At 64.2% G+C, this 24,844-nt stretch carries 24 protein-coding genes; 7 read left to right on the top strand and 17 right to left on the bottom strand.

Going from position 1 to position 24,844, the window contains the following annotated elements; all coding sequences use genetic code 11:
* Positions 1–16 precede the first annotated feature (16 nt).
* From P3C39_RS11895 to P3C39_RS11835, 13 genes are all read right to left on the bottom strand, one after another.
* Positions 17–904, bottom strand: a complete 888-nt coding sequence (locus P3C39_RS11895; RefSeq protein WP_024502116.1) for a branched-chain amino acid ABC transporter permease — start codon at positions 902–904, stop codon at positions 17–19.
* A 7-nt stretch (positions 905–911) separates the two neighbouring features.
* Positions 912–1,622 carry an ABC transporter ATP-binding protein gene (locus tag P3C39_RS11890; RefSeq protein WP_013528528.1) on the bottom strand — a complete coding sequence of 237 codons (711 nt, stop codon included), beginning with the start codon at positions 1,620–1,622 and terminating at the stop codon, positions 912–914.
* Positions 1,615–2,394: an ABC transporter ATP-binding protein gene (locus P3C39_RS11885; RefSeq protein WP_013528529.1), complete on the bottom strand. Its 780-nt coding sequence runs from the start codon at positions 2,392–2,394 to the stop codon at positions 1,615–1,617. The genes P3C39_RS11890 and P3C39_RS11885 overlap by 8 nt, the downstream gene beginning before the upstream one ends.
* 12 nt (positions 2,395–2,406) lie before the next feature.
* Positions 2,407–3,615: an ABC transporter substrate-binding protein gene (locus P3C39_RS11880; protein ID WP_013528530.1), complete on the bottom strand. Its 1,209-nt coding sequence runs from the start codon at positions 3,613–3,615 to the stop codon at positions 2,407–2,409.
* Positions 3,616–3,821: 206 nt separating this feature from the next.
* The gene (locus tag P3C39_RS11875) at positions 3,822–5,585 is read right to left on the bottom strand and encodes an ABC transporter ATP-binding protein (protein ID WP_275953301.1); all 1,764 of its coding nucleotides are present in this window, start codon (positions 5,583–5,585) and stop codon (positions 3,822–3,824) included.
* Positions 5,586–5,631: 46 nt separating this feature from the next.
* Positions 5,632–6,576, bottom strand: coding sequence for an acetamidase/formamidase family protein (locus tag P3C39_RS11870; protein ID WP_024502120.1), 945 nt, complete (start codon positions 6,574–6,576; stop codon positions 5,632–5,634).
* The gene (locus tag P3C39_RS11865; RefSeq protein WP_063170924.1) at positions 6,566–8,209 is read right to left on the bottom strand and encodes an ABC transporter substrate-binding protein; all 1,644 of its coding nucleotides are present in this window, start codon (positions 8,207–8,209) and stop codon (positions 6,566–6,568) included. Before P3C39_RS11865 ends, P3C39_RS11870 begins: the two co-directional genes overlap by 11 nt.
* Before the next feature lie 33 nt (positions 8,210–8,242).
* Positions 8,243–9,163, bottom strand: a complete 921-nt coding sequence (locus P3C39_RS11860) for an ABC transporter permease (RefSeq protein WP_063170923.1) — start codon at positions 9,161–9,163, stop codon at positions 8,243–8,245.
* Entirely contained in the window at positions 9,160–10,026 is an 867-nt protein-coding gene (locus tag P3C39_RS11855) for an ABC transporter permease (RefSeq protein WP_128278528.1), read from the bottom strand. The genes P3C39_RS11860 and P3C39_RS11855 overlap by 4 nt, the downstream gene beginning before the upstream one ends.
* A gap of 19 nt (positions 10,027–10,045) precedes the next feature.
* Positions 10,046–10,663: an ANTAR domain-containing protein gene (locus P3C39_RS11850; protein ID WP_024502123.1), complete on the bottom strand. Its 618-nt coding sequence runs from the start codon at positions 10,661–10,663 to the stop codon at positions 10,046–10,048.
* Positions 10,660–11,754 carry a transporter substrate-binding protein gene (locus tag P3C39_RS11845; protein ID WP_013528537.1) on the bottom strand — a complete coding sequence of 365 codons (1,095 nt, stop codon included), beginning with the start codon at positions 11,752–11,754 and terminating at the stop codon, positions 10,660–10,662. Before P3C39_RS11845 ends, P3C39_RS11850 begins: the two co-directional genes overlap by 4 nt.
* 178 nt (positions 11,755–11,932) lie before the next feature.
* On the bottom strand, positions 11,933–12,421 hold the full coding sequence (locus P3C39_RS11840) for a hypothetical protein (RefSeq protein ID WP_275953302.1): 489 nt from the start codon (positions 12,419–12,421) through the stop codon (positions 11,933–11,935).
* Between the two features lie 206 nt (positions 12,422–12,627).
* Positions 12,628–13,497 (bottom strand): helix-turn-helix domain-containing protein, encoded by an 870-nt coding sequence (locus P3C39_RS11835; RefSeq protein WP_275953303.1) that lies wholly within the window; start codon positions 13,495–13,497, stop codon positions 12,628–12,630.
* A gap of 92 nt (positions 13,498–13,589) precedes the next feature.
* On the opposite strand from P3C39_RS11835, the gene P3C39_RS11830 reads away from it, so the two are divergent.
* On the top strand, positions 13,590–15,134 hold the full coding sequence (locus P3C39_RS11830; RefSeq protein WP_275953304.1) for a 4-hydroxyphenylacetate 3-hydroxylase N-terminal domain-containing protein: 1,545 nt from the start codon (positions 13,590–13,592) through the stop codon (positions 15,132–15,134).
* A 6-nt stretch (positions 15,135–15,140) separates the two neighbouring features.
* The gene (locus tag P3C39_RS11825; protein ID WP_013528541.1) at positions 15,141–15,650 is read left to right on the top strand and encodes a flavin reductase; all 510 of its coding nucleotides are present in this window, start codon (positions 15,141–15,143) and stop codon (positions 15,648–15,650) included.
* A 29-nt stretch (positions 15,651–15,679) separates the two neighbouring features.
* Here the strand turns inward: P3C39_RS11825 and hpaR are convergent, their stop codons facing one another.
* Positions 15,680–16,075, bottom strand: a complete 396-nt coding sequence (gene hpaR / locus P3C39_RS11820) for a homoprotocatechuate degradation operon regulator HpaR (protein ID WP_224620863.1) — start codon at positions 16,073–16,075, stop codon at positions 15,680–15,682.
* A gap of 215 nt (positions 16,076–16,290) precedes the next feature.
* Between hpaR and P3C39_RS11815 the strand changes: the two genes are divergently transcribed.
* The 5 genes from P3C39_RS11815 to hpaH all read left to right on the top strand — a co-directional run bounded on the left by P3C39_RS11815 (position 16,291) and on the right by hpaH (position 21,112).
* Positions 16,291–16,677 (top strand): 5-carboxymethyl-2-hydroxymuconate Delta-isomerase, encoded by a 387-nt coding sequence (locus tag P3C39_RS11815; protein WP_013528543.1) that lies wholly within the window; start codon positions 16,291–16,293, stop codon positions 16,675–16,677.
* An 11-nt stretch (positions 16,678–16,688) separates the two neighbouring features.
* Positions 16,689–18,206 (top strand): 5-carboxymethyl-2-hydroxymuconate semialdehyde dehydrogenase, encoded by a 1,518-nt coding sequence (gene hpaE / locus P3C39_RS11810; RefSeq protein WP_275953305.1) that lies wholly within the window; start codon positions 16,689–16,691, stop codon positions 18,204–18,206.
* Between the two features lie 14 nt (positions 18,207–18,220).
* Entirely contained in the window at positions 18,221–19,201 is a 981-nt protein-coding gene (hpaD, locus tag P3C39_RS11805; protein ID WP_275953306.1) for a 3,4-dihydroxyphenylacetate 2,3-dioxygenase, read from the top strand.
* A gap of 235 nt (positions 19,202–19,436) precedes the next feature.
* Positions 19,437–20,309, top strand: coding sequence for a fumarylacetoacetate hydrolase family protein (locus P3C39_RS11800; RefSeq protein ID WP_063170917.1), 873 nt, complete (start codon positions 19,437–19,439; stop codon positions 20,307–20,309).
* On the top strand, positions 20,306–21,112 hold the full coding sequence (gene hpaH, locus P3C39_RS11795; protein ID WP_275953307.1) for a 2-oxo-hept-4-ene-1,7-dioate hydratase: 807 nt from the start codon (positions 20,306–20,308) through the stop codon (positions 21,110–21,112). Before P3C39_RS11800 ends, hpaH begins: the two co-directional genes overlap by 4 nt.
* Positions 21,113–21,140: 28 nt before the next feature.
* On the opposite strand, the gene P3C39_RS11790 is transcribed toward hpaH, so the two are convergent.
* The 3 genes from P3C39_RS11790 to P3C39_RS11780 are packed head-to-tail and all read right to left on the bottom strand — an operon-like array spanning position 21,141 to position 24,836.
* Positions 21,141–22,163 (bottom strand): phosphotransferase, encoded by a 1,023-nt coding sequence (locus P3C39_RS11790; RefSeq protein WP_275953308.1) that lies wholly within the window; start codon positions 22,161–22,163, stop codon positions 21,141–21,143.
* On the bottom strand, positions 22,160–23,452 hold the full coding sequence (locus P3C39_RS11785) for an aminotransferase class III-fold pyridoxal phosphate-dependent enzyme (protein WP_064992765.1): 1,293 nt from the start codon (positions 23,450–23,452) through the stop codon (positions 22,160–22,162). Before P3C39_RS11785 ends, P3C39_RS11790 begins: the two co-directional genes overlap by 4 nt.
* 34 nt (positions 23,453–23,486) lie before the next feature.
* Positions 23,487–24,836 (bottom strand): aminotransferase class III-fold pyridoxal phosphate-dependent enzyme, encoded by a 1,350-nt coding sequence (locus P3C39_RS11780; RefSeq protein ID WP_063170913.1) that lies wholly within the window; start codon positions 24,834–24,836, stop codon positions 23,487–23,489.
* Positions 24,837–24,844 lie beyond the last annotated feature (8 nt).

Genomic DNA, 24,844 nt, shown 5'->3' with positions numbered 1-24,844 from the left:
TGTCCCTTCCGACATGTCAAGCGTCCCTTCCGAACAGGCCAGCCGGCCGGACCAGAAGCACGATGGCCATGATGACGAAGACCACGAGATTGGAGGCCTCGGGGTAGAAGACCTTGGTCAGGCCCTCGGCGAGGCCAAGCATGTAGCCGGTGACGATCGCACCGAGGATCGATCCCATGCCACCGACCACCACCACCGCGAAGACGACGATGATGAGGTCCGATCCCATAAGCGGGCTCACCTGGTAGATCGGTGCTGCCAGAATGCCGGCAAGCCCGGCCAGCGCGGAGCCAAGGCCGTAGGTGAGGGTCAGCAGCAACGGCACGTTGACGCCGAAAGCCTGGACGAGACGGGGATTCTCGGTTGCCGCGCGCAGATAGGATCCAAGCCTGGTCTTCTCGATCAGCGCCCAGGTGCCGAAGCAGACGATCAGCGAGGCGACCACGACCCAGCCGCGATAGTTGGGCAGGAACATGAAGCCGAGATTGGTGCCGCCGGCAAGCAGCGGCGGCACGGCATAGGGGTTTCCCGAGACGCCGTAATAATAGCGGAAGATGCCTTCGAGCACGAGCGCGAGGCCGAAGGTGAAGAGCAGCCCGTAGAGCGGATCGAGATCGTACAGCCTCGACAGCGCCAGGCGCTCGACCACGACGCCGAAGACGCCAACGATCAGCGGCACAAGGATCAAAGCGGGCCAATAGCCGATGCCGAGATGGGTGAGAAGCAGGTAGCCAACGAAGGCGCCGAACATATACTGGGCGCCATGGGCGAAATTGATGACGCGCAGCAAGCCGAATATGACAGCCAGGCCCAGGCTCAGCATGGCGTAGAACGAGCCGTTGATCAGGCCGACCAGCAGCTGGCCGAGAAAGGCCTGAACCGGGATTCCGAAGATCATCGTCATGGCGCCATCATACACCCAGGACTTCGTGGAGCTGCGCCATGCGGTCCGGCAGTTCGCCGACCGGAAAACCCGCCACCACCTTGCCGTGCTCCATCAGGTAGAAACGGTCGGCGACGCGACTGGCGAAGCGGAAGTTCTGCTCGACCAGCAGGATCGTCATGCCGCGCTTTTTCAACGTCGCCAGCAACGCGCCGATGCGCTGCACGATGACGGGAGCGAGCCCCTCCGTCGGCTCGTCGAGAAGCAGCATCTTCACGCCGGTTCGCAGCATGCGCGCGATCGCCAGCATCTGCTGTTCGCCGCCCGACAGCCTGGTGCCGGGACTGTTGCGCCGCTCCTTCAGATTGGGGAACAGATCGAATATCTCCTCGACGCTCATGCCGCCCTGCGCGACGACCGGCGGCAGAACCAGATTCTCGTCCACGGTCAGCGTTGCGAAGATGCCGCGCTCCTCCGGCACGAAGCCGATGCCTTGATGGGCGGTGCGGTGCAGCGGCAGCCGCATCAGGTCCTTGCCGTCGAAGGCGATCCGGCCGGTCCGCTTGCGGATCAACCCCATGATGGCGCGCAGCGTCGTCGTCTTGCCGACGCCGTTGCGGCCGAGCAGCGTGACCGTCTCGCCGGCAAACACTTCCAGATCGACACCGTGCAGCGCATGGCCCTCGCCATACCAGGCGTTGAGGCCGGTGACGGCAAGCAGAGGTGCGGCACTAGTCATCGGCGGTGCCCATATAGGCGATCTTGACGCGCTCGTCGCGGCTAACGGTGGCGTAGTCGCCAGCGGCCAGCACCTCGCCGCGCTGCATGACCGTTATCCAGTCGCAAAGGTCGGCCACCACGGTCAGATTGTGCTCGACCATCAGCACGGCGCGATCCCTGGCAACCGAACGGATGAGGCTGGAAACCGTGGCCACGTCCTCGTGCCCCATGCCGGCCATCGGCTCGTCCAGCAGCAGCACTTTCGGATCGAGCGCGAGCGTCGTGGCGATCTCCAGCACGCGTTTCCTGCCATAGGAAAGATCGCCGGCGAGCCTGTTCCTGGCGTCGTCGAGACCAACCGAGCGCAGCAATTCCTCGGCGCGCGGGGTCAGCCGGTCGAGCGCCGCGAGCGAGCGCCAGAATTGAACGGCAAGACCACCCGGCCGCTGCAGCGCGACGCGGACATTGTCGAGCACGCTGAGGTGCGGAAAAATCGCCGATATCTGGAACGAGCGCACCAGCCCCATCCGCGCAACCCTGGCCGGCGAGGTGCGGGTGATGTCGTGGCCAAGCAGCTCGATCCTGCCGCTGGTCGGCGCCAGGAACTTGGTGAGCAGGTTGAAGACGGTCGTCTTGCCGGCGCCGTTGGGTCCGATCAGGGCATGGATGTTGCCATGGCGGACATCGAGATCGACGTTTTTGACGGCGATGAAGCCGGCAAAGTCGCGTCGCAACCCGCGGGCGGAAAGCACAACCCGCGGCTCGTTCGCGTCCAGGTCAGTCGGCGCCATCGGCCGCGCCGATCACTGGCCGGCCGTCGGACAGCCGCTTTCCTTCTCGCTGAGGAAGGCCTCGTTGCCTGGAATGGTGGCGAGATATTTGTAGTAGTCCCAATCCTTGGTGCTCTCGGCTGGCGACTTGACCTGGTAGAGGTACATGTCGTGGACCATGTTGCCGTCCGCCTGCACCTTGCCGTTGGTTATCACCGCGTCGTCCACAGGCATCGAATGCAGCTGCTTGGCGACGGCTTCGGTCTCGTCCGTGCCGGCCTTGTCGATCGCCTTCAAATACTGCGTCACCGCCGAATAGGTCGCGGCCTGGATCATGTTCGGCATGCGGTTGGTGCGCTTGAAGAAGCGCTGCCCGAATTCGCGGCTCTTGTCGTCGCGATCCCAGTAATAGCCTTCGGTCAACACGACGCCCTGCGCCGCCTGAAGGCCAAGCCCATGCACCTCGGCCAGCGTGAACAGGAGTGCGGCAAGACGCTGGCCGCCCTGCACGATGCCGAATTCGGCCGCCTGCTTGATGGAGTTGGAGGTATCGAGGCCGGCATTGGCCAGGCCGATGACCTTGGCGCCCGACGATTGCGCCTGCAGCAGGAAGGACGAATAATCGGTCGATCCCAGGGGATAACGCACCTCGCCCAGCACCTTACCGCCATGGCTTTCGACGAACTTGGTGGTCTGATCCTTCAGCGAATAGCCGAATGCATAGTCGACGGTGACGAAGAACCAGCTGTCGCCGCCCTGCTGCACGAGAGAGCCGCCGGTACCCACCGCCTGCGAGTGAGTGTCATAGGCCCAGTGGAAGCCGTAGGGCGAGCACTGTTTGCCGGTCAACTCCGTGGTCGCCGCGCCGGTGACGATGTCGATCTTCTTCTTTTCCTTGGAAATCCCCTGGACGGCGAGCGCTACCGAAGAGGTCGTCAGTTCCATGATGGCATCGACTTGCTCGGTGTCGTACCACTGCCGGGCGATGTTGGAGGCGATATCCGGCTTGTTCTGGTGGTCGGCGCTGATGATTTCTATCGGCGCTCCCTGCACCTTGCCGCCGAAATCCTCAACGGCCATCTTGGCCGCCTCGACCGACCACTTGCCGCCGAAGTCGGCGTAGACGCCCGACTGGTCGTTGAGGATGCCGATCTTGACCTTGCCGTCGGAAATTTCGGCGGCCGAAGCGGGGATCGCGGATGCGGCGAGAAGTGCCGCGGAAACGAAAAGGCTTACCTTCATGGTTGACTTCCTCCCATAGCGATGAATCCGACCGACCCTCCTACGATCGATCATCGCAATGGTATTGAACATGAGGAAGATAGGGACAGAGGGCAAGAGGCCGTTAGGGATTTAGTGTTCGAAGCGATACGGTTTGGCGGCGCAACGCGAGCCTTGGGCGAGAGATAGAGACACAAACATGTGAACCGCCCGGCGGCAGTGCCGGCTCAGCCCTCGGCGGCGACGAGGTGGCCGTTGCCGACATCCCTCAGCGCCAGTTTCAGCGGCGCCTCGCCGATCCTGCGGGTGGCGCTCGGGATTTCCTGGTCGAGGCGCGCGAAGCGGCTTCTGCGCTGCGCGGGATCGGGCACGGGCACGGCTTCGATCAGGCGCCTGGTGTAGGGATGGCGCGGGTTGGAAAAGACCTGGTCGCGGGTGCCCATCTCGACGATCTGGCCGAGATACATGACGGCGACGCGGTCGGAGATGTTCTCGACCACCGCCATGTCATGCGAGATGAAGAGATAGGCGACGCCGAATTCGCGCTGCAACTCCTTCAACAGATCGAGCACGCGCGCCTGCACCGAGACGTCGAGCGCCGAGACGCTTTCGTCGGCGATGATCAGCTTCGGCCGCAGTGCAAGCGCGCGGGCAATGCAGACGCGCTGGCGCTGGCCGCCGGAGAATTCATGCGGATAGAGTTCCACCTGGTCGGCCGACAGGCCGACGCGCTCGAACAGCGCTGCGACACGCTCGCTGCGCTCTTCCTTCGAGGCGATACCGTGGATCAGCAGCGGCTCGGCGACGAGGTCGCCGACACGCATGCGTGGGTCCAACGAGGCATAGGGGTCCTGGAAAATCATCTGCACGTCGCGGCGCACCGCCTTGCGCTCGTCGCGGCCGAGGCCGGACAGATTGCGGCCGCCAATGGCGATGTCGCCGCTGTAGGGCACCAGTCCGGCCAGCGCCTTGGCGGTGGTCGACTTGCCACAACCGGATTCGCCGACCAGCGCCAGCGTCTCGTTGGGCGCGATCGAGAAGCTGACGCCTTCGACGGCGTGGACGCGACGAGTGACCCGGCCGAAGAAGCCGCCATGCAGGTCGAAACGGACATGCAGGTCCTTGACGTCAGCGACATTGGCCGGCGTTGCCGTCTCGGCACTCCTGGATTCCTGGCGACCGATACCGCTGCCGATGCGCGGCACGGCGGCCAGCAGCTCGCGCGTGTAGCCGGCTTGCGGCCTGGCGAAAATGTCAGCGGTTTTTCCCTCTTCGACCATGCGGCCATGCCGCATGATGATGACGCGGTCGGCCATTTCGGCGACGACGCCCATGTCATGAGTGATGAGGATGACGCTGGTGCCATGCTGGCGCTGCAGATCGCGCAAAAGTTCCAGCACCTCGCCTTGCACGGTGACGTCGAGCGCCGTCGTCGGCTCGTCGGCGATCAGCACGTCCGGCTCGAGCGCCAGCGCCATGGCGATCATCACCCGCTGGCGCATGCCGCCGGACAGTTCGTGCGGAAACTGCTTTAGCCGGCTTTCGGCTTCCGAAATGCGCACCGCCTTCAGCGCCTCGATGGCACGCTGGCGAGCCTCGCTCTGCGACAGGGAGGTATGCGCCTCGATGGATTCGGTGAGCTGCCGGCCGATCGACAGCACCGGGTTGAGTGAGGTCATCGGCTCCTGGAAGATCATGGCGATGCGGTTGCCGCGAATGCGCCGCATCCGGCGCTCGTCCAGAATCGTCAGATCTGTATCGCCGAGATGGACCTTGCCGGATGAAGTCCTGGCGGCAGGCTGCGGCAGAAGCTGCATGATGGCCAGAGCGGTCATCGACTTGCCGGAGCCGGATTCACCGGCAATGCACAGCGTCTCGCCACGAGACAACGTCAGCGACAGGTCGGAGACGACCTCGCGCTCGCCCTCCTCGCCGCGCACGCTGACGGAGAGGTTGGCGATGTCGAGTATGGGTTCGCTGGCGGCGATCATTGCGCGCGTGACCCGGAGAGGGATTTACTCCGGCACACCCCCCTCCTCATTCAAACACGCAGCGCGGAAAGTAGAACGACACCACCCAGTTCGGCATGTCGACGATCTCGCTGATGCGGAGATCGCCGCAGACCGAGGCCAGCATATAGGCCTCGACTGGGTCGATGTGATAACGACCGGCGAGCAGGTCGACCATCTGCGCAACCGCTTCCCTGGCGCCGGTCATCAGGTCCGGACCGATGCCGGTCGTCACCTCATAGCCCTTGGCGTCGAGATGGCGCGTCACCGGGCCTGGCGTGGTGAAGCGCGGCGTCTTCAGCCTGGCATCCTTGACCAGGTCGAGCTTGAGCACGACGTCCATCGGGCTTTCGATCGCCGTGCCGCAGACCTCGCCGTCACCTTGCGCGGCATGGGTGTCGCCAACCGAAAACAGCGCGCCCGCCACTTCCACCGGCAGATAGAGCGTGGTGCCGGCGGCGAGATCGCGGATGTCGAGATTGCCGCCGACGCGCCTTGGCGGCACCACCGAGTGGTGGCCCTTTTCCGCCAGCGCGTTGCCTATGGTGCCGGCGAAGGGTTTCAACGGCACACGCGCATTCTTGCCGAACAGCGCCGGCTCGAGCGAGGCAGCGTCGTATTTCCAGATGTTCAGCGCCGGCTCCTTGAAGTCGTCGGCGAGCAGCCCAAAGCCCGGAATGTTGGCCGTCCAGCCGAAGCCGGACGGCTTGAACATCTCGATCGTCACCTTCAGCGCGTCACCCGGCTCGGCGCCCTCGACGAAGATCGGCCCGGTCACCGGATTGACGGTGGCGAAGTCGAGCTTGGCGACGTCGGCGACCGTGCTGCCGGCCTGCAACTGGCCGCCGGAGGAATCGAGGCACTGGAACTCGATCGTCGAGCCGGGCGCCACCCGCTCGGCCGGGGCAAACGAATTGTCCCAGCCGAAATGATGTTGGCGCCCGTGGATGGTGTAGTCGCAGTTATTGCACATCTTTTACGTACACATTGTCGTAGTTGATCGGGATATGAACCGGGTCGACATAGAGGTTGTCGGCGCCGCCCATGCGCGCCGATTTCATGGTGAAGCGCTGCTCGTTGAAGACCGGCGCCCAGGGCGCGTCTTCCATCACCTTGTCGTAGATGGCGCTCCACATCTTGTCGCGTTCGCCTGATTTAGCCGGGTCGACCACCGAGTCGGCCTCGGCCGCCTTGGCGTCGAGATCCTTGTTGCAATACCACGACCAGTTCCAGCCGCCCGGCACCGCACCGGCGCAGCCGAGGATCGGGCCGTAGAAGTTCGACGGATCCGGGAAGTCGGCGATCCAGGCCATGCCGCCGGACCAGATCATCGGTGCGCCGGCCTTGTCGCCGCCGGCGGCAATCACGTTTGCCTGCGCCAGCGACTGGATGCTGGCCTTGATGCCGATCGCCGCCAGATCCTGCTGGATCGCCTGGGCGATGCGCGGGTTGGGATCGGTGTTCATGGCAAACAGCTGTGTCTCGAAGCCGTCGGGGTGGCCAGCCTCTGCGAGCAGCGCCTTGGCCTTGGCGACGTCATAGGGATAGCCCTTGTATTCCTTGTCGTAGCCCGGCATCGACGGCGGCAGCGGCTGGTTGGCCGGCACGGCGCGGCCGTTGATGATCTGGATGACGCGCGCCTTGTTGATCGCCATGTTGACCGCCTGGCGCACCTTAACATTGTCGAACGGCGCCATGGTGGTGTTCATGGTGACATAGCCGGTGTGCAGCTGGCCGCCTTCGACGACGCGTGCCTTCTGCTCGGGATCGGCCATCACCTCCTGGAATTTTGCTGGCGGAATGCCGTCGCCGGGGACGTCGATCTCGCCCTTCTGCAGGCGCAGCAGCGCCACGATCGGCTCCTGGCCGATCTCGAAGGTGATCTTGTCCAGATGCGGCAGGCCCTTGTGCCAGTAGTCCGCATTGCGCTCGAAGACGATGCGCTGGCCGAGCGTCCACTCGGCGAGCTTGAAGGCACCGGTGCCGACCGGATGCTTGCCGAAATCGGCGCCGTATTTCTCGACCTCTTCCTTCGGCACGACATGGGCGAAGTTGATGGCCATCACATGCAGGAAGGTGGCGTCGGGGCGGGTCAATTCGAACTTGATCGTGTAAGGGTCGACGACGGTGACGCCGGAGAGGCTCTCGGCCTTGCCGGCGGCGACATCGTCATAGCCCTTGATCGAGCCGAAGAAGCCGGCGCCGGGGCTCTGCGTCTTCGGATTGGTGACGCGGTCGAGCGAATATTTCACGTCGTCGGCCGTCATCTCGCGGCCATTGTGGAATTTCACGCCATGGCGCAGCTTGAAGGTGAAGGTCTTGCCGTCGGGCGAAATCTCGTAGCTTTCGGCGAGGTCGGGTTTCAAATTGGTGGTGCCCGGCTCGTAGTCCATCAACCCGTCGAACAGACTCTTGATCATCGACCAGTTCTGCCAGTCATAGCCGATCGCCGGATCGAGCGTGGCGACGTCGTCCTTGTAGGTGATGGTGATGGCGCCGCCCTGCTTGGCGTTCGGATCGACGGCGTCCTCGGCGCGAACGCTCGTCATGCCGAGCATCAGAGCCAGCGCCGATGCCGCTACCGTGGATGCGAGAAACCTTTTCATTTTTATGTTCCCTTTCTCTGTCTGGTTTTCATTTCATCTGAGCTTGATGCGGGGGTCGATGAAGGGCGCGATGATGTCGGCCAGCAGATTGCCCAGCACGATGGCGAAGGCCGACACCAGCGTCACACCCATGATGATCGGGATGTCGACGCGCTGGATGGCCTGCCAGGCGAGCTGGCCGATGCCGGGCCAGCCGAATACGCTTTCGACGACGACGATGCCGCCCATGAAGATGCCTATGTCGATGCCGATCATGGCGATCACCGGCAGGATGGCGTTGGGCAGCGCATGGCGGAACAGGATAGCTCGCCGCGCCAGGCCTTTGGCGCGGGCGGTGCGCACGTAATCCTGGCGCAGCACGTCGATCATCGACGAGCGCATCATGCGCGCGTACCAGCCGGCGCCGAGGATTCCCATGGTCAGTGACGGCAGCACCAGATGACGCCAGGTGCCGTAGCCGCCGATCGGGAACCAGCTGAGCCGCACGGCAAAGACGTAGAGCAGCAGCAGACCGACGACGAATTGCGGTGCCGAGACGCCGACGAAGGAGGCGACCATCAGCGTCTGGTCAGTGGCGGTGCCGCGCTTGACGGCGGCGATCAGGCCCATGCTCAGGCCGAGCAACAGCTCGCACAGGATGGCGCCGACCATCAGCAACAGGCTGGCCGGCAGCCGCGAGACGATCAGCTCGGTGACTTCGGAGCGCTGGATGTAGGAGCGGCCTAAATCGCCGCTGACGAGCTTCGTGAGATAGCGCCAGTACTGGACGATGAAGGGCTGGTCGAGGCCGAGCTGCTGGCGGATGTTCTCGACCGTCTGCGGCGTGGCGCTGCGGCCGGCGATCTGGCGCACCGGATCGGCCGGCAGGAGATAGAGCAGCGCGAAGGTGATCAGCGAGACGCCGAGCAGGATCAGCAGCGACTGGATGAGGCGGCGGCCGAGATAGGCGATCATGCCCGGCCCCTCTGCGTCGGATCGAGAATGTCGCGCAGCGCATCGCCGATCAGGTTGAAAGCCAGCGCCAGCGCCAGGATCGCGGCACCGGGGAAGAACACCAGCCAGGGTGCGGCCTGGAAATAGGTCTGGTTCTCGAAGATGATGTTGCCCCAGGACGCCGTGGGCGGCTGGACGCCGATGCCGAGGAAAGAGAGCGTCGCCTCGAGCAGCACGGTGGTCGAGATGCCGAGCGTGCCCCAGACGATGATGGTCGGTAAGAGATGCGGCAGGATGTGGCGAAACAGGATGCGCGGCGCGCTCGCGCCGATGGTGCGTTCGGCATCGATGAACTCACGCTCCGCCAGCGATGAGGTCTCGGTGTAGATGACGCGGGCGGTCTGCACCCAGTTGACCAAAGCGATGACCATGGCGACGATCCACAGGCTGGGCTCGAACACCGCGGCCAGGCAAATGGCGAGCAGCAGTGCCGGAAACGCCATCATCAAATCGGTGAAACGCATCAGCGCGCTGCCGATCCAGCCACGGAAATAGCCGGCGACAACACCGACCAGCGTGCCGATGAACAGCGCCACGCCATTGGCGACGATGCCGATGATCAGCGAGGTGCGGGCGCCGTAGAGGATGCGGGTCAGGAGGTCGCGGCCGAGCAAGTCGGTGCCCAGCCAGAATTTTGCATCCGGCGGCAAGGGCGAGCCCTCGATGGTCAGGCCGTCGAACATCTGCTCGTTGGGATCATAGCCAGTCAGCCATGGCGCCAGCACGGCGCCGGCAACGACGATGGCGACGATGACCAGCCCGAGCAGAGCCAGACGGCGCCTGACCAGCCGGCGCCAGACGCCGGCGCGCGGCTTGACCGGCATGCGCCCTGGCGCGGTGAGATCAGGCGCGATGGGACTGGTCATCGCCGCCTTCTTCCCCTGTTGCTTCTTCACTTGTCATGGCCACGATCCGCCGCGCGGCATCCTCGACGCTGATCTGCCAGCTCATCGCCAGCGAGCGCAGTTGCGCATAGGCGCGGCCGTCATCGCTGCCTTTCGCGAGTGCCGTCACCGCGCGCACGATGGTCTGGCGCTCGGCAACGCGCTGGCGAAGCGAGGCGATCTCGCTGGCCAGGTGTTTTCGCGCCTCGAAACTCTGGCGCGCGATCAGCAGCGCGCTGTAGACGCCGGCATTGCCGACCGGCTTCAGCAGCTGCGCATCGGCCTTATGCGACAGCGCCCATTCGATGCGGCCCGGCGCCTCGGAACCGATCAGCGCCACCAGCGGCATCGGTGCCTCGCCCGGCTTCCACGGAAACTGCTCGTCAAAGCCGAGATCGGCGTCGAAGAAGACGAAATCGGCGGCCAGCGCCTCGGGCGGCAGTTCCGGCCAGCAATCCAGCGTGATCAGCCCGATGGCCGACAATTGCCTGGTGATCGCCTGCACCGTCGGATGCGGGCGATGCAGGATAAACGCCCTGGCGCCGCCGAGATTGGGGATGCGTGGGGCTCTGGTCACGACACCACCCTCAGGCGCGGGCGGCCGAATGTTTTTGCCGGGTCGTAGCGCGACAGATACGGATCCGGCGCGACTTCGTCTTCGCGGCTGACGACCTCGAAGAAGCCGTCCGCGATGCGCCCGATGATCACCGGCAGTGTCGCGTGCTGCGAGTGGGCGTCGATGGCGATCGGACCGAGCCGGGTGGAGAAGCGGCGTTCGGCGAAGGCTTTGGAGAATTCCGCCGGACCGGCGTCGGGATTGCTGGAGAGCACGTCGGCCATCACCTGCACCGAGGCATAGGCGGAGGCCTCGAAGGATGAGGCAAAGGCAGCCGGGCGCGGCGCGAAATACGGCCCGACCGACAGATGTCCCTTGCCGGATTCACCGATCGCCGGCAGCTCACCTTCGGTCAGGTTGCAGGAGATGACGGGGCAAGTCCCGGGACTGAAGGCGGCATCCTCGTGACCCAGGTCGCGATAGGCCGCGAGGAAGGCGTAGGACGAGGTGCCGATCAAGTTGTTGAGGATGAAGTTCGGCCGCGTGGCGCGGATCTCCGCGATCAGCCGCGACACGTCGGTCTCGCCGATGCGCAGGTAGCGTTCGCCCAGCACCTTGCCGCCGGCATCCGCGATCAGGTCGCGCGCGACGCGATTCATCTCCCAGCCCCAGATGTAGTTCGAGCCGAGCAGGAAGCCGTTGGCGCCGAAACGCGGCACGACATGCGCCATCAGCGGCACCAGATGCTGGTTGGGGCAGGCGTGCATGTAGACGACATGCTCATTGGCTTCGAAGCCCTCATAGGGGCAGGCGTACCAGAGCATGCCGCCGGCTTTCTCCAAGACCGGAATGGTTTCCTTGCGGCTCCAGGAGGTGACGCAGCCGATGACATGGCGTGCGCTGCTGGTCTTGAAGATATCTTCGCAAAGCGTTGCGTAGCGGTCCGCATTGCTTTGCGGATCGCGCTCCACCGGCACCAGTTCGATGCCTGAGCTGCGATCGGCGTTGATGTCGGCTATGGCACGCATGGCGCCGATGCGGCACGCATCGGAGACGAGCTGATAGCTCCCCGAGCGGGAATACAGGATGCCGATCTCGATGCGCCGTTTCAAACAGGACCCCAGAAATGACAATGCCTCGCAGCCTGCGCCGGAAGGGCGAGGCATACGAGGCATTTTTGCCGCCCGGCAATCAGAGCCGGTATTTTGCGCTAGCGTATTCGGTCCGGCGGGTCAGTCAAGCCCTCAATGACATTTGCATGACCTGCCATCGCCGTTTCGCTGCCGCCGGCTATTTGGCCGCCGGCCTCTGGCCGAGTTGGCGGGCATAGGTCACACAGGCGTCCACCGTGCTGACACAAAGCGCGTCGCGCCTGTTCGGCAAATTGTTGTCGCCGGCATAGGCAACTTCGGCGACACGGCCATCGACCATGCGAATTTGCGTATCGCAATAGCCGCCGGGAGCGACATTGACGGAGCCGCCGACCGCCGGGATCGCGCCGACCGCCAACGTCGGAACCACAATGCTGAGATTGCCGCGCTGGACGATGCGCTTGTAGGTCCAGATCTGGCCCGATTGGCCGGCGTCGGCGGTGGCGGTCGGAAACCCGGCGCACATTCGAACATCGGCTTCGCTGAGGCCGACCATCTCCTTGCGGGCAGCCGCCGCCGTTGGATCAACCTTGGCGATACGCGACGTATCGTCGGGAACGACGCAGGAAGACTGGATGCCGACACAGAGAGCAGCGAGGCCAAGCTTTCGAATGCAGGAAAATATCATGCCGACTGTCAGATTTGCCCGATTGTCAGATTTTGCGTGGCGCCCGCCGCTCCTTTCTACCTAGGCAGACAGGCGAGCGGATCAACCCGTTCAGCTTCACGAAAAAGTGGCTGTGGCTGCATCATGGCCGGTCGGGAAGCCAACGCCCTGGCGGAAGCGGACTCGCGCCGGAACGGTGCGCCAAGGTCCGCATCCATGGTCACCCATCAATGACCCTGCAACTGTTTCCGCCGCCAGGACGCGGGCGCTTCGCCGACCCGCGCGCGAAAGAATCGTGAAAAATACGCCGGGTCGTCGAAGCCGATCTCGTAGGCGATGTCCTCGACCGTGCGTACGGTGAACAACAGCAGCCGCTTGGCCTCCAGCAGCCGTCGCTCACTGACGACGCGTTTGACGCCGCTGCCCAGCACCGCGCGGCTGGCCTTGTCGAGAAGATGCGACGTCGTGGCCAGCGCCTCGACGTAGCGATCAACAGGCCAGTTGTCGCGGAAATGCGCATCGGCGAGCCGGCGCAGCCCCAACGCCAGTGAGGCATCAGAAGACGCCGTGGCATCCTTTGTCTCGGGACTGAGGCGCGCGATGTGGGAGAGCGCGACGGCGATCAGCGCCTGCAGGACCCTGTCATTGCCGGCTTGCGCCTCGACGTATTCGGCGGCGATCATCTCCAGCACCGCCGCCAATCTGGCCCACGCTGCGTGCTGCGGCATGCCGTCGGCAAAGACCGGCCGGTCCAGCGGCAGCAGGCTGTGAGCCGCGATGGCCGCAAGCGCGCCGTCGGCGACCGAGACGACGATGGCGTCGGTGCCGGGGCCGATCGAGAAGCCGTGCACGATAGTGCTCGGCACGAAACTCACGGCAGGCGCCGAAAAGTCCCAGGATCGGTCTTCGATGCGGTAGGTACCGGAGCCGCTGGTCCAGAAGGTGATCTGACCCATCTGCGGGTGCTTGTGCGCGGCGACCTCACCAAGATGGATATTGCCGCGCGCAAGCACCGTCTCGACATGCAGAAAACCGACATCGAGCGGCCGCACCGGCTCGCCATAGACGAAGAAGTCGGGGATGGATCTCTGGCTCATGACGCCGGAAAAAGTCCAATCGGTTTTGCCGTTCCGTCCATAACCGATCGATGCCCAGGGCGCTAGGGTTACGGCTTAAGAGGAGGACCATCATGCGATCAGAAGACTTCCGCACTGATAAGGCACGCCCGTTCACCGGGGCCGAGTATCTGGAGAGCCTGCGCGATGGCCGCGAGGTCTATATCAACGGCGAACGCATTGCCGACGTCACCACGCATCCGGCGATGCGCAATTCGGCGCGGTCGCTGGCGCGCCTCTACGACGCCCTGCATGATCCAAGGCGGCGGGACGCGCTGACGTCACCAACCGACACCGGCTCGGGCGGCTACACCCACAAATATTTCCGCGTTGCCAAGTCTTCCGCCGAGCTTGTTGCCCAGCAGGCGGCGATCGCGAAGTGGTCGCGCATGTCCTATGGCTGGATGGGCCGCACGCCCGACTACAAGGCGGCGCTGATGAACACGCTCGGCGCCAATGCCGACTGGTACGGGCCGTTCAAGGACAATGCCCTGTCCTGGCACAAACGCGCGCAGGAAGCCGCGTTGTTCATGAACCACGCCATCGTCAACCCGCCGATCGACCGCCACAAGCCGGCTGAACAGGTGAAGGATGTCTTCGTCCACATCACCAGGGAGACGGATGCCGGCATCTACGTGTCCGGCGCCAAGGTGGTGGCGACGTCCTCGGCGCTGACGCACTACAATTTCCTGGCGCAAGGGTCGGCGACGGTGACCGAGGATCCGTCACTGTCGGTGATGTTCATCGTGCCGATGAATGCGCCGGGGATAAAGATGTTCTGCCGCGTCTCCTACGAGCAGACGGCCAATACGATGGCGGCACCCTTCGATTATCCGCTGTCGTCGCGCTTCGACGAGAACGACGCGATCCTGGTGCTCGACAATGTCTTCATCCCCTGGGAGGACGTGCTGGTGCTGCGCGATGCGCAAAAAATCCTGTCCTTCCATCCGGCCTCCGGCTTCATGCACGGCTACTGCTTCCAGGGCTGCACGCGCTTCGCCGTCAAGCTCGACTTCCTCGCCGGCCTGCTGGCCAAGGCGCTGCGCGCCACCGGCGGCGATGCTTTCCGCGGCAACCAGGCGGCACTGGGCGAGGTCATTGCGCTCAGGCACATGTTCTGGAGCTTTTCCAACGCCATGGCCTACAACCCGATCCCGTGGGCGAATGGCGCGGTGCTGCCCAATCTGGAAGCCGCGCTTGCCTACCGCACCTTCATGTCGGAAGCCTATCCGCGCGTCATCGACACCGTGCGCCGGGTGATCGCCTCGGGGCTGATCTACCTGCCGTCGTCGGTGCGCGACTTCAACAACCCCGAGATCGACAAATATCTGGCGCAATATGTGCGCGGCTCCAACGATATGGGCCACATCGAACGCATCAAGATCATGAAGCTGTTGTGGGATGCGACCGGCACCGAGTTCGGCGGCCGCCACGCGCTCTATGAGCTCAACTATGCCGGTGCGCCGGAAGAGGTACGGCTGCAGGTGCTGAAAGGCGCCGAGCGCGGCGGGCGGCTGAAGGCGATGGAAGAGCTGGTCGACACCTGCATGGCCGATTATGACGAGAATGGCTGGACCGGCGATACCTGGTTCAATCCGCTTGTCTCAACGGCCGAGTGAAATCACATGGCCACGCAGATTTCGAAAGCCGATTTCCGCGACGCCATGGCGAGGGTCTGCGCGCCGGTCAACATCGTCACCACAGACGGGCCGGCAGGACGCGGCGGCTTCACCGCCACCGCCATGTGCAGCGTCTCGGACGAGCCGCCGACGCTGCTCGTGTGCATGAACGGGCGCTCGACCCAGGCCGCCATGTTCCTGTCCAACCGGCGCTTCTGCGTCAACGTGCTGACGCATGACCACATGCATCTGGCGGGAAAGTTCGCCGGCGCGACCAGGGACATGGAGGCGCGCTACGCCTCGGCGCGCTGGCAGACGCTGACCTCCGGCACGCCGGCGCTGTCGGATGCGATCGTCAACTTCGATTGCGAGATCGAGACCGTGCATGTCGTCGGCACGCACAATGTCATGATCGGCCGCGTCATCGATGTCCGGCACGGCAGCGGCGGCTCGGCCCTGCTCTATGTCGACCGGAATTATACGCAGCCGACACGGTTGGGCAGCTTTGGCGGGTGAGCCTGGACGAAACGGCCAGGACCGACCGCTCAGCTCTCGCCGTCGATCAAGCTCTCCAAGAGATCGAGGAGCTGCTCCAGCTTCTCATGCCCAAAACGCTGTTCGATGTCGTCATAGATGACGCGACGCTCGGGCGACAGGGCGTCGATCAGGGCGGAGCCGGCAGGCGCAATGGTCAGCACGACGCGGCGGCCGTCGCCTTCGGCCTTGTTGCGGGTGATGAATTTGCGTCCCTCGAGGGCCTTGATGATGCGCGTCAGGCTGGGCGGCAAAACCGAGGCGCGATCGGCAAGTTCCGTCGCCTCGACCGGGCCGGCTTCGCTGAGCACACGCAGCACGCGCCATTGCTGTTCGGTCACGTCATGCGCCGCAAGCATCGGCCGAAACCGCGCCATCACCGCTTCGCGGGCATGAAGCAGCGCCATCGGCAGGGAACGACGGGTATTTTCAGGCAGCAAAAAAGAGCCTCCCACGCTTGCGATCGAAACAGGCCTTCCTTCGGCCGAATCCGCCAGCCGGGGCCCGTTCCTGCCATCCCGTATCGTTGCGCCAAGGCCGATGCAAGACTTGACTTCGCGGATGCCGCATGTAATTAACGCGTTAACTACAACAAAGCAATAACCCAGGGAAACGAAGCGCCGTGCCTCACTTCTCCATCGAGTATTCGGCCAATCTCGATGCCAAGGTCGATATGGACGAATTGTGCGCGCTGGTGTTGCGCACAGTGCTGGACACCGGGCTGTTCGAGACCGGCGCCGTGCGGGTGCGGGCCTTTCGCGCCGAGGCCTACGCGATGGCCGACAGCCTGCCGGAAAACGCTTTTCTCGACATGTCGTTTCGCATCGGCACCGGCCGCAGCCCGGACGAGAAGAAGCGGACCGGCGAGGCTGTCTTCGCGGCGGTGAGCGAATACCTTGCCACCCTGTTCGAGACCCCGCATTTCGCCCTGTCGCTCGAAATCCGGGAAATCGACCCGGTGCTCAGCTGGAAGAAAAACGCAATCCACCCGCGGCTGCGCGGCAAGTGACGGAACCCGACATGTCCGACCTGCAAGGCAATCTGAAAAAGGCCGAGGCCTATCTGGCCCGCTTCAAGCGCGATGGCGTTTTGAACCAGATCGGCGGCGAGGCGGTGCCGGCCCTCGATGGCGCGACGTTCGAAACGCTGTCGCCGGTCGATCTCAAGCCGCTGGCAAGCGTCGCGCGCGGCGGGGCCGCCGACATCGACCGCGCCGCCAAGGCGGCGAAGGCGGCGTTCCCAGCCTGGGCGGCCATGCCTGGCGAGGCACGCAAGAAGCTGCTGCACAAAATCGCCGACGCAATCGAAGCGCGCGCCGAGGAGATCGCTTTTGTCGAATGCATGGATACCGGCCAGGCGCTGAAGTTCATGGCCAAGGCAGCGCTGCGCGGTGCCGAGAATTTCCGTTTCTTCGCCGACCGCGCGCCCGAAGCGCGCGACGGCGAGACACTGCGTACGACAGGCCAGGTCAATATGACGACGCGGGTGCCGATCGGCCCGGTCGGCATCATCACGCCGTGGAACACACCGTTCATGCTGTCGACGTGGAAGATTGCGCCAGCGCTGGCGGCCGGCTGCACCGTGGTTCATAAGCCGGCTGAATTCTCGCCGCTGACCGCCCGCCTGCTGGTCGAGATCGCCGAGGAGGCCGGCCTGCCGAAAGGCGTATGGAACCTGGTCAACGGCCTTGGTGAAGACGCCGGCAAGGCGCTGACCGAGCATCCCGACATCAAGGCGATCGGTTTTGTCGGCGAAAGCCGCACCGGTTCGATGATCATGAAGCAAGGCGCCGGCACGCTGAAGCGCGTGCATTTCGAGCTTGGCGGCAAGAACCCGGTGATCGTCTTTGCCGACGCCGATCTCGAGCGCGCCGCCGACGCCGCCGTGTTCATGATCTATTCGCTGAATGGCGAGCGCTGCACCTCGTCGTCGCGCCTGCTGGTCGAAGCCTCGATCTATGGAAGCTTCACCGCCAAAGTCGCGGAGAGGGCGAAGCGCATCGTCGTCGGCCACCCGCTCGATCCGAAAACGGTGGTCGGGCCGCTGATTCATCCGGTGCATGAAAAGAAGGTGCTGTCCTATATCGACATCGGCAGGTCGGAGGGGGCGACGCTGGCCGTCGGCGGCGGCAAGGTCGAAGGGCCGGGAGGCGGCTGTTATGTCGGCCCGACCCTGTTCACCAACGTGACCAACGGCATGCGCATCGCGCAGGAGGAGATTTTCGGGCCGGTGCTGAGCGCCATTGCGTTCAACGACGAGACGGAAGCGCTGGCGCTGGCCAACGACACGCAATACGGCCTGACCGGCTATCTCTGGACCTCTGACGTCATCCGCGCCTTCCGTTTCACCGATGCGCTGGAGGCCGGCATGATCTGGGTTAACTCCGAGAACGTGCGGCATTTGCCGACCCCCTTCGGCGGCGTCAAGAATTCCGGCATCGGCCGCGACGGCGGCGACCATTCCTTCGACTTCTACATGGAGACGAAGAACGTCGCCTTCGCGACGACGGCGCACGCGATCCAGAAACTCGGCGGCTGACCGGAGGAAATCGGATGCCCTTGCCCAAACCCAATCTCTACCCCGCCTTCAACATCGTGCGCCTCAGCGATGTCGAGTTGGCTGTCACCGACCTCGCCAAATCCCGCGCCTTCTATGTCGACACGCTCGGCCTGCAGGTTACCGACGAGACATCAGGCGCCATCTACCTGCGCGCCATGGAGGAACGTGGCCATCACTGCATCGTGCTGCGCAAGGCGACGATGCCGGAAGCGCGCGATCTCGGCTTCAAGGTCTTTTCGGACGAGGACCTCGACAAGGCCGAGTATTTCTTCAAGGGCAAGGGCCTGCCGGTGGAATGGGTCGAGCGGCCCTACCAGTCGCGCACTTTTCGGACGCGCGACCCGCACGGGATTCCGCTGGAGTTCTATGCCCAGATGGAAAGGCTGCCGCCCATCCATCAGAAATATGCGCTCTACAAGGGCGTCAAGCCGCTGCGCATCGACCACTTCAACTGCTTCTCGCCCAATGTCGACGAGTCCGTCGCCTTCTACAACGAGCTCGGTTTTCGCGTCACCGAATACACCGAGGATGCCGCAACCGGGAAGCTTTGGGCAGCTTGGACGCACCGCAAGGGCGGCGTCCACGACATCGCGTTCACCAACGGCATCGGCCCGCGCCTGCATCATGTTGCCTTCTGGGTGCCGACGCCGCTCAACATCATCGACCTGCTCGACCTGATGGCGACCACGGGCTATTTGCCGAACATCGAACGCGGCCCTGGTCGGCACGGCATCTCCAACGCCTTCTTCCTCTATGTCCGTGATCCGGACAACCACCGTATCGAGATCTACTGTTCGGACTACCAGACAGTCGATCCGGACCTGGAGCCGATCAAGTGGGACCTCAAGGACCCGCAGCGCCAGACGCTGTGGGGCGCACCGGCGCCGAAAAGCTGGTTCGAGGAGGGCAGTGCGTTTGCCGGGGCGGAGGCGCGCCAGCCGGATTTGGCGGCTTCGCCGATCATTGCGCCGTGAGTGGATTCTAATCGATGTCAGCGTTCCTTCGCGCCCCCCTCTGTCTTGCCGGACATCTCCCCCTCAAGGGGGGAGATTGGCTAGGCCCATGGTCAGCGCCTCTCTTGCAGCGTTGGAAATTGGCGAAGGCAGAGATGACATCCGATCTCCCCCCAGGAGGGGGAGATGTCCGGCAGGACAGAGGGGGGCGCCGTAGAGCTCCAACCTCGCCCACCACCATCGCCGGAGCCGCAGCATGAACCACGCACGGCTCGCCACCTTCACCGTCGGCGGCAAGGCGCGCTATGGCGCGGTCACCAGCAAGGGTGTCGTCGACCTGTCGGCGCGCCACGGCCAGTGGCCGACGCTGCGGGAGGTGATCGAGGCCGGCGCCTTGCGGCGGCTGGCGGAAGAGGCAGAGGCCTTCCCAGTCGATTTCCCGCTCGACGCCATTGCCTACGAAATTCCGATCCCTTCGCCGGAAAAGATCATCTGCGTCGGCGTCAACTATCCAGACCGCAACGAGGAGTACAAGGACGGCCAGGCAGCACCCTCGAATCCGTCGCTGTTCGTCCGTTTTCCCCGCTCCTTCGTCGGCCATGGCGCGCCGCTGGTGCGGCCGCCGGAATCCCCGCAGCTCGACTATGAGGGCGAAATCGTCATCGTCATCGGCAAGGCGGGACGGCGCATTGCCGAGGCCAACGCGCTCAGCCATATTGCGGCACTGTCGCTGTGCAATGAAGGCACCATCCGCGACTGGGTGCGGCATGCCAAGTTCAACGTCACGCAAGGCAAGAATTTCGACCGCACCGGCTCGATCGGCCCTTGGCTGGTGCCGTTCACCCACGAGGCGCAGATCGCCGACATCGCGCTGACCACCCGCGTCAATGGCGAAATCCGCCAGCAGGACCGCACCAGCCGGATGATCTTCTCGTTTCGCAAGATTATCGCCTATGTCTCGACCTTCACCACGCTGGTGCCGGGCGACATCATCGTCACCGGCACGCCGACGGGCGCCGGCGCCCGCTTCGAGCCGCCGATCTGGCTGAAGCCCGGCGACGTCATCGAGGTCGAGGCAGACGGCATCGGCGTGCTGCGCAACAGCGTCGTCGACGAGGAAGCAGCATGACCCCGGAGCAAGTGGAAGACGCCGCGGCACGGCTGTTCGAGGCCGAGCGTTCGCGCAAGCAGATCCGGCTGCTCAGCCTCGATTTTCCCGAGGCGACGATGGAGGATGCCTATCGCGTGCAGGCAGCGCTGGTGACGCGCAAGATCGATGCCGGGCTGAAGCCGAAGGGCTGGAAGATCGGCCTGACCTCCAAGGCGATGCAATATGCGCTCGCCATCGACACGCCGGATTCGGGCGTGCTGTTCGACGACATGTTCTTCGACGATGGCGCGACCATTCCCGCCGGCCGCTTTATCCAGCCGCGCGTCGAGGCCGAGATCGCCTTCATCATGAAGGCGCCGCTGAAAGGCCCCGGCGTGACGATCTTCGACGTGTTCAACGCCACCGACTACATCACGCCGGCGCTCGAAATCCTCGATACGCGCATCGAGCGCGTCAATGCGGAGACGAAGAAGGCGCGTACCTTCTTCGACACCATTTCGGACAATGCCGCCAATGCCGGCATCGTCATCGGCGGCCGGCCGCAGCGGCCTGATGAGACCGACATGCGCTGGATCGGCGCCATCGTTTCGCGCAATGCCGAGGTCGAGGAGACCGGGCTTGGCGCCGGCGTGCTCAACCATCCGGCGATGGGCATTGCCTGGCTGGCCGACAGGCTCGCCCGCTACGGCATGTCGATCGCTGCCGGCGAGGTCGTTCTCTCCGGGTCGTTCGTGCGTCCGGTCGAGGCGCGACCCGGCGACACGATCGTCGCCGATTTCGGCAGTTCGGGCACGGTCAGCATCCATTTCGCGAAGGGCTGACGGTTCCGCCAGTTCTTATCAATCGGCCCTATTCGCCATGCAGATAGGCAATCACCACATCGGCTGCGATGGCCGACATGCGCAAGCCGACCTCCCTGGTGATGTCGCCTTCGACGCGGCTCTGCACCCAGCCGAGGAAGGCGAAGGCCCGCAAGGCAGAAAACAGCGGCAGCGCGGCGATGTCGCGCGCCGTCAGTTCGCGCTCCTGCCGATAGCCCTTGAGCAAAGCGGCCTCGATCAGCGGATAGATCGCCTCATCGCGGTTCTGGTAAAGCGCGACGGCAAGGTCGTACATGTGCCAGCCATGGCCGCAATCGTCGAAGTCGATGATGCGGATCGCACCATCATGGACGAGCACATTCTCGCGCACCAGGTCGGCGTGGATGATGCCGAAATTGCGGGCACTGCGTTCATACCTCAATAGCGCGCGCACGGCCTTTTCGCGCGCCCGCAAAACCAGTTCGCGGCGAGGACCGTCGAGGAAGGGCGAGGTCTCGAAACGCCCCCAATTCGGGTTCGCGCCGAAGAAGCCGTCGAAATCCCAGGCATGGCGGGCAAAGCCGGACGGAGGCGTCCAGGCTGCTGTGACATTGTGCATGTGGGCGATGGTTCGCCCGATCTCGGTAAAGATCTGTCTTGCCTGCTCGGGCGTAAAATCCAGCGGCACGCCTCGCGCGCCGACGGCGCGGCCTTCCAGCCAGCTCAGGCAATCGACTTGCCGGGGTTGCATTGAGGCATTCGCGCTGACAAGCACGAACAGATCGCCAGCCGGCGTGGCGACCGCAGATGGCGTGGCGATGCCGGCCGATTGCAGAAAACCCATCCATTGCAGTTCCGAGCGCAGGGCGGCGTCCGTGTGATAGCCAAGCCGGTGAATGCGCATGGCGGCCGGCTGGCCATCGGGCAGACGGATCCGGAAGACCGCGTTCTCGCGGAATTTCAGCAGCTCCGGCTCACCCTCATCAATGCCCCAATGGGCGAGCGCGCGCCTGGCCAGCGCCGTGACATCGGCTGCCGTCTCGGGTTCGGATTGCGCGGAGACTGCGCTCACGCCTTCACTCCGCGGACTTCGCCAAGCACTTCGTCGAGGACGCCGATCAGGAAGTCGGCATTGTCGCGGGAGAACGGCATTGGCGGGCGGATCTTCAACACATTGCCGTGGATGCCGGTCTTGCCCATCAGCACGCCGCGCTGGCGCATCCGGTTGGCGACCTGCTCGGCAATGTCGGGCGCCGGTTCGCGCGTCTTGCGGTCGTGAACCAGTTCGGCGCCGAAGAACAGGCCAGCGCCCCTGACCTCGCCGATACATTCATGGCGATCGGCGAGCGGGCGCAGCAGGTTGAGTGCATAGGCGCCGACGTCACGCGCGTTGGCAACGAGATCTTCCTGCTCGATGACGTCGAGAACGGCATTGGCCACCGCGCAGGAAACCGGATTGCCGCCGAAGGTGTTGAAATAACGGAAGGCGTTGCGGAAGGTCGCCAATATCTCCCTTGATGTGACCACGGCGGCGATTGGATGGCCGTTGCCCATCGGCTTGCCCATGGTGACGATGTCGGGAACGAAGCCGGCGCGCTGGTGACCCCAGAAATGACTGCCGGTGCGGCCGAAACCAGGCTGCACCTCGTCGGCGATGACCAGTCCGCCGGCGTCACGCACCGCGCGCATCGCGTCGTCGAAAAAGCCGGATGGGAGCGTCGGAAAGCCTTCATTGGCGAGCAGCGGACAAAGGATGATGCCGGACAGGCCGATACCGTCCTTTGCCAGCGCGGCGATGGCTTCGCGCACCGCGTCGCCAAAGGCTTTGCCGTTGGCCATCGCATCCGGATGGCGATAGCTGTCAGGCGCCGGCACCAGCCTGACATTGCGGGCGCGGCCGCCGACCGGCGGCATGCGGGTGCTGAGCTGCGAAACCGCCGCGGTGTTGCCATGATAGGTGGCGTCGGTGGCGATGATACCCATGCGGCCGGTGGCGGCCTGCGCCATGCGCAGCGCGATGTCGTTGGCCTCGCTGCCGGTGCAGGTCAGGATGGCGGTCGACAGGCTGGCATCGAAGGTCGCGGTCAGCCGCTCGACATAGTCGAGGATGGCGGTGTGCAGATAGCGCGTGTGGGTGTTGAGCAGGCTTGCCTGCCGGCACAGGGCCTCGACCACATAGGGGTGGCAGTGGCCGACATGGGCGACATTGTTGTACGCGTCGAGATATTTGCGGCCGTCGGCATCGTAGAGCCAGACGCCTTCGCCGCGCACCAGGTGCACGGGCTCGTCATAGAACAATTGCGATTTCGCACCGAGCAGGCGCGAGCGCCGGCTAACCAGCGCTTCTTGCGGTTGAGTCATTGCGTCTCGAAACTCCGTTCTCTCCAATAAACCGTCAGACCTTCGACAGGCCTGCATCCAATGCTTCGCCGATCCTCGCGACATCCGCGGCGCTGACGATAAGCGGCGGCGACAGGATGATGGCGTTACCGGAGACGCGCAGCATGACGCCGGCCTCGTAGGCCGCCTCCGAAACCAATGCCATAGTCTTCTTGTCGGCGGGCTTTTTCGTCGCGCGGTCCGAGACCAGCTCCAGTGCCGCCATCAGGCCCTTGTACCGGACATCGCCGACGATCGCATGCTTCGCCTTCAGCCCCTCCAGCACGGCTGCGAGTTCGACGCCGCGCGCGGCGGCGTTTTCGTTCAGGCGAAGCCGTTTGGTCTCGGCAAGCGCCGCCAGACCCGCGGCGCAGCCGACAGGATGGCCGGAATAGGTATAGCCGTGGCCGATGGCGCCGAAGCTGGTCTTGTCGGCCTCGAAGACATCGGCGACCTTGGCGCCGATCAAAGTGGCGCCGAGCGGGAAATAACCCGAAGTGATCGCCTTGGCGATGGTCATGAAATCGGGCTTCACGCCGGACAGACGCGAACCCGACCATGCGCCGGTGCGGCCGAAGCCGGTGACAACTTCATCGGCGATCAAAAGGATCTCGTGGCGGTCGCAGATCTCGCGCACCAGCGGCATGAAGCTCTCATGCGGAACAATAACGCCGCCGGCGCCGAGAACCGGCTCCATGATGAACGCGGCGATGGTGTCGCCACCCTGGAAGGCGATTTCGTCCTCCAGCGCCTTGGCGCAGAGTTTTGCCAGCCGCACTGGGTCGGTCTCGTCGAACGGGTTGCGGAAGGTCCAGGGCGCGGGAATGTGGAAGACGCCCGGCAGCAGCGGCTCGTAGTTGCGGCGGAAATTGGCATTGCCGTTGACCGACGCGCCGCCGAAATGCGTGCCGTGATAGCCTTTCTTCAAGGCGATGAATTTGGTGCGGTCGGCCTGGCCACGGATCTTCCAGTACTGCCGCGCCAGCCGAAGTGCCGTTTCGACCGAATCCGAGCCGCCCGAAGTGAAAAACGTCCGCACCATGCCTTCTGGCTCGAACCATTCGCAGAGTTCGTAGGCGAGCTCGATCGACGGGCCGGTCGAGGTGCCGCGAAAGCCGGAATAATAGGGCAGCGCGCCAAGCTGGTCGGCGATCGCTTTCTTGATCGGGTCGCAGCTGTAGCCGAGATTGACGTTCCACAGGCCGCCGACGGCGTCGAGCACGGTGTTGCCGGCGATGTCGGTGACCATCACACCCTCGCCTTTCATGATCACCTTTGGCGGGTTGGCCCGCATCTCGGCCGGATGCGCCATCGGATGCCAGATCGGCTTGGCGTTGGTTTCGGTGAGAAAATTGATGTCGCGCATAATGGACT

The organism is Mesorhizobium sp. XAP4, assembly GCF_029269325.1.
Classification (GTDB): domain Bacteria; phylum Pseudomonadota; class Alphaproteobacteria; order Rhizobiales; family Rhizobiaceae; genus Mesorhizobium; species Mesorhizobium ciceri.
The sequence above is the reverse complement of the archived record's forward strand: the minus strand, read 5'-3'. Positions and strand labels throughout refer to the sequence as shown.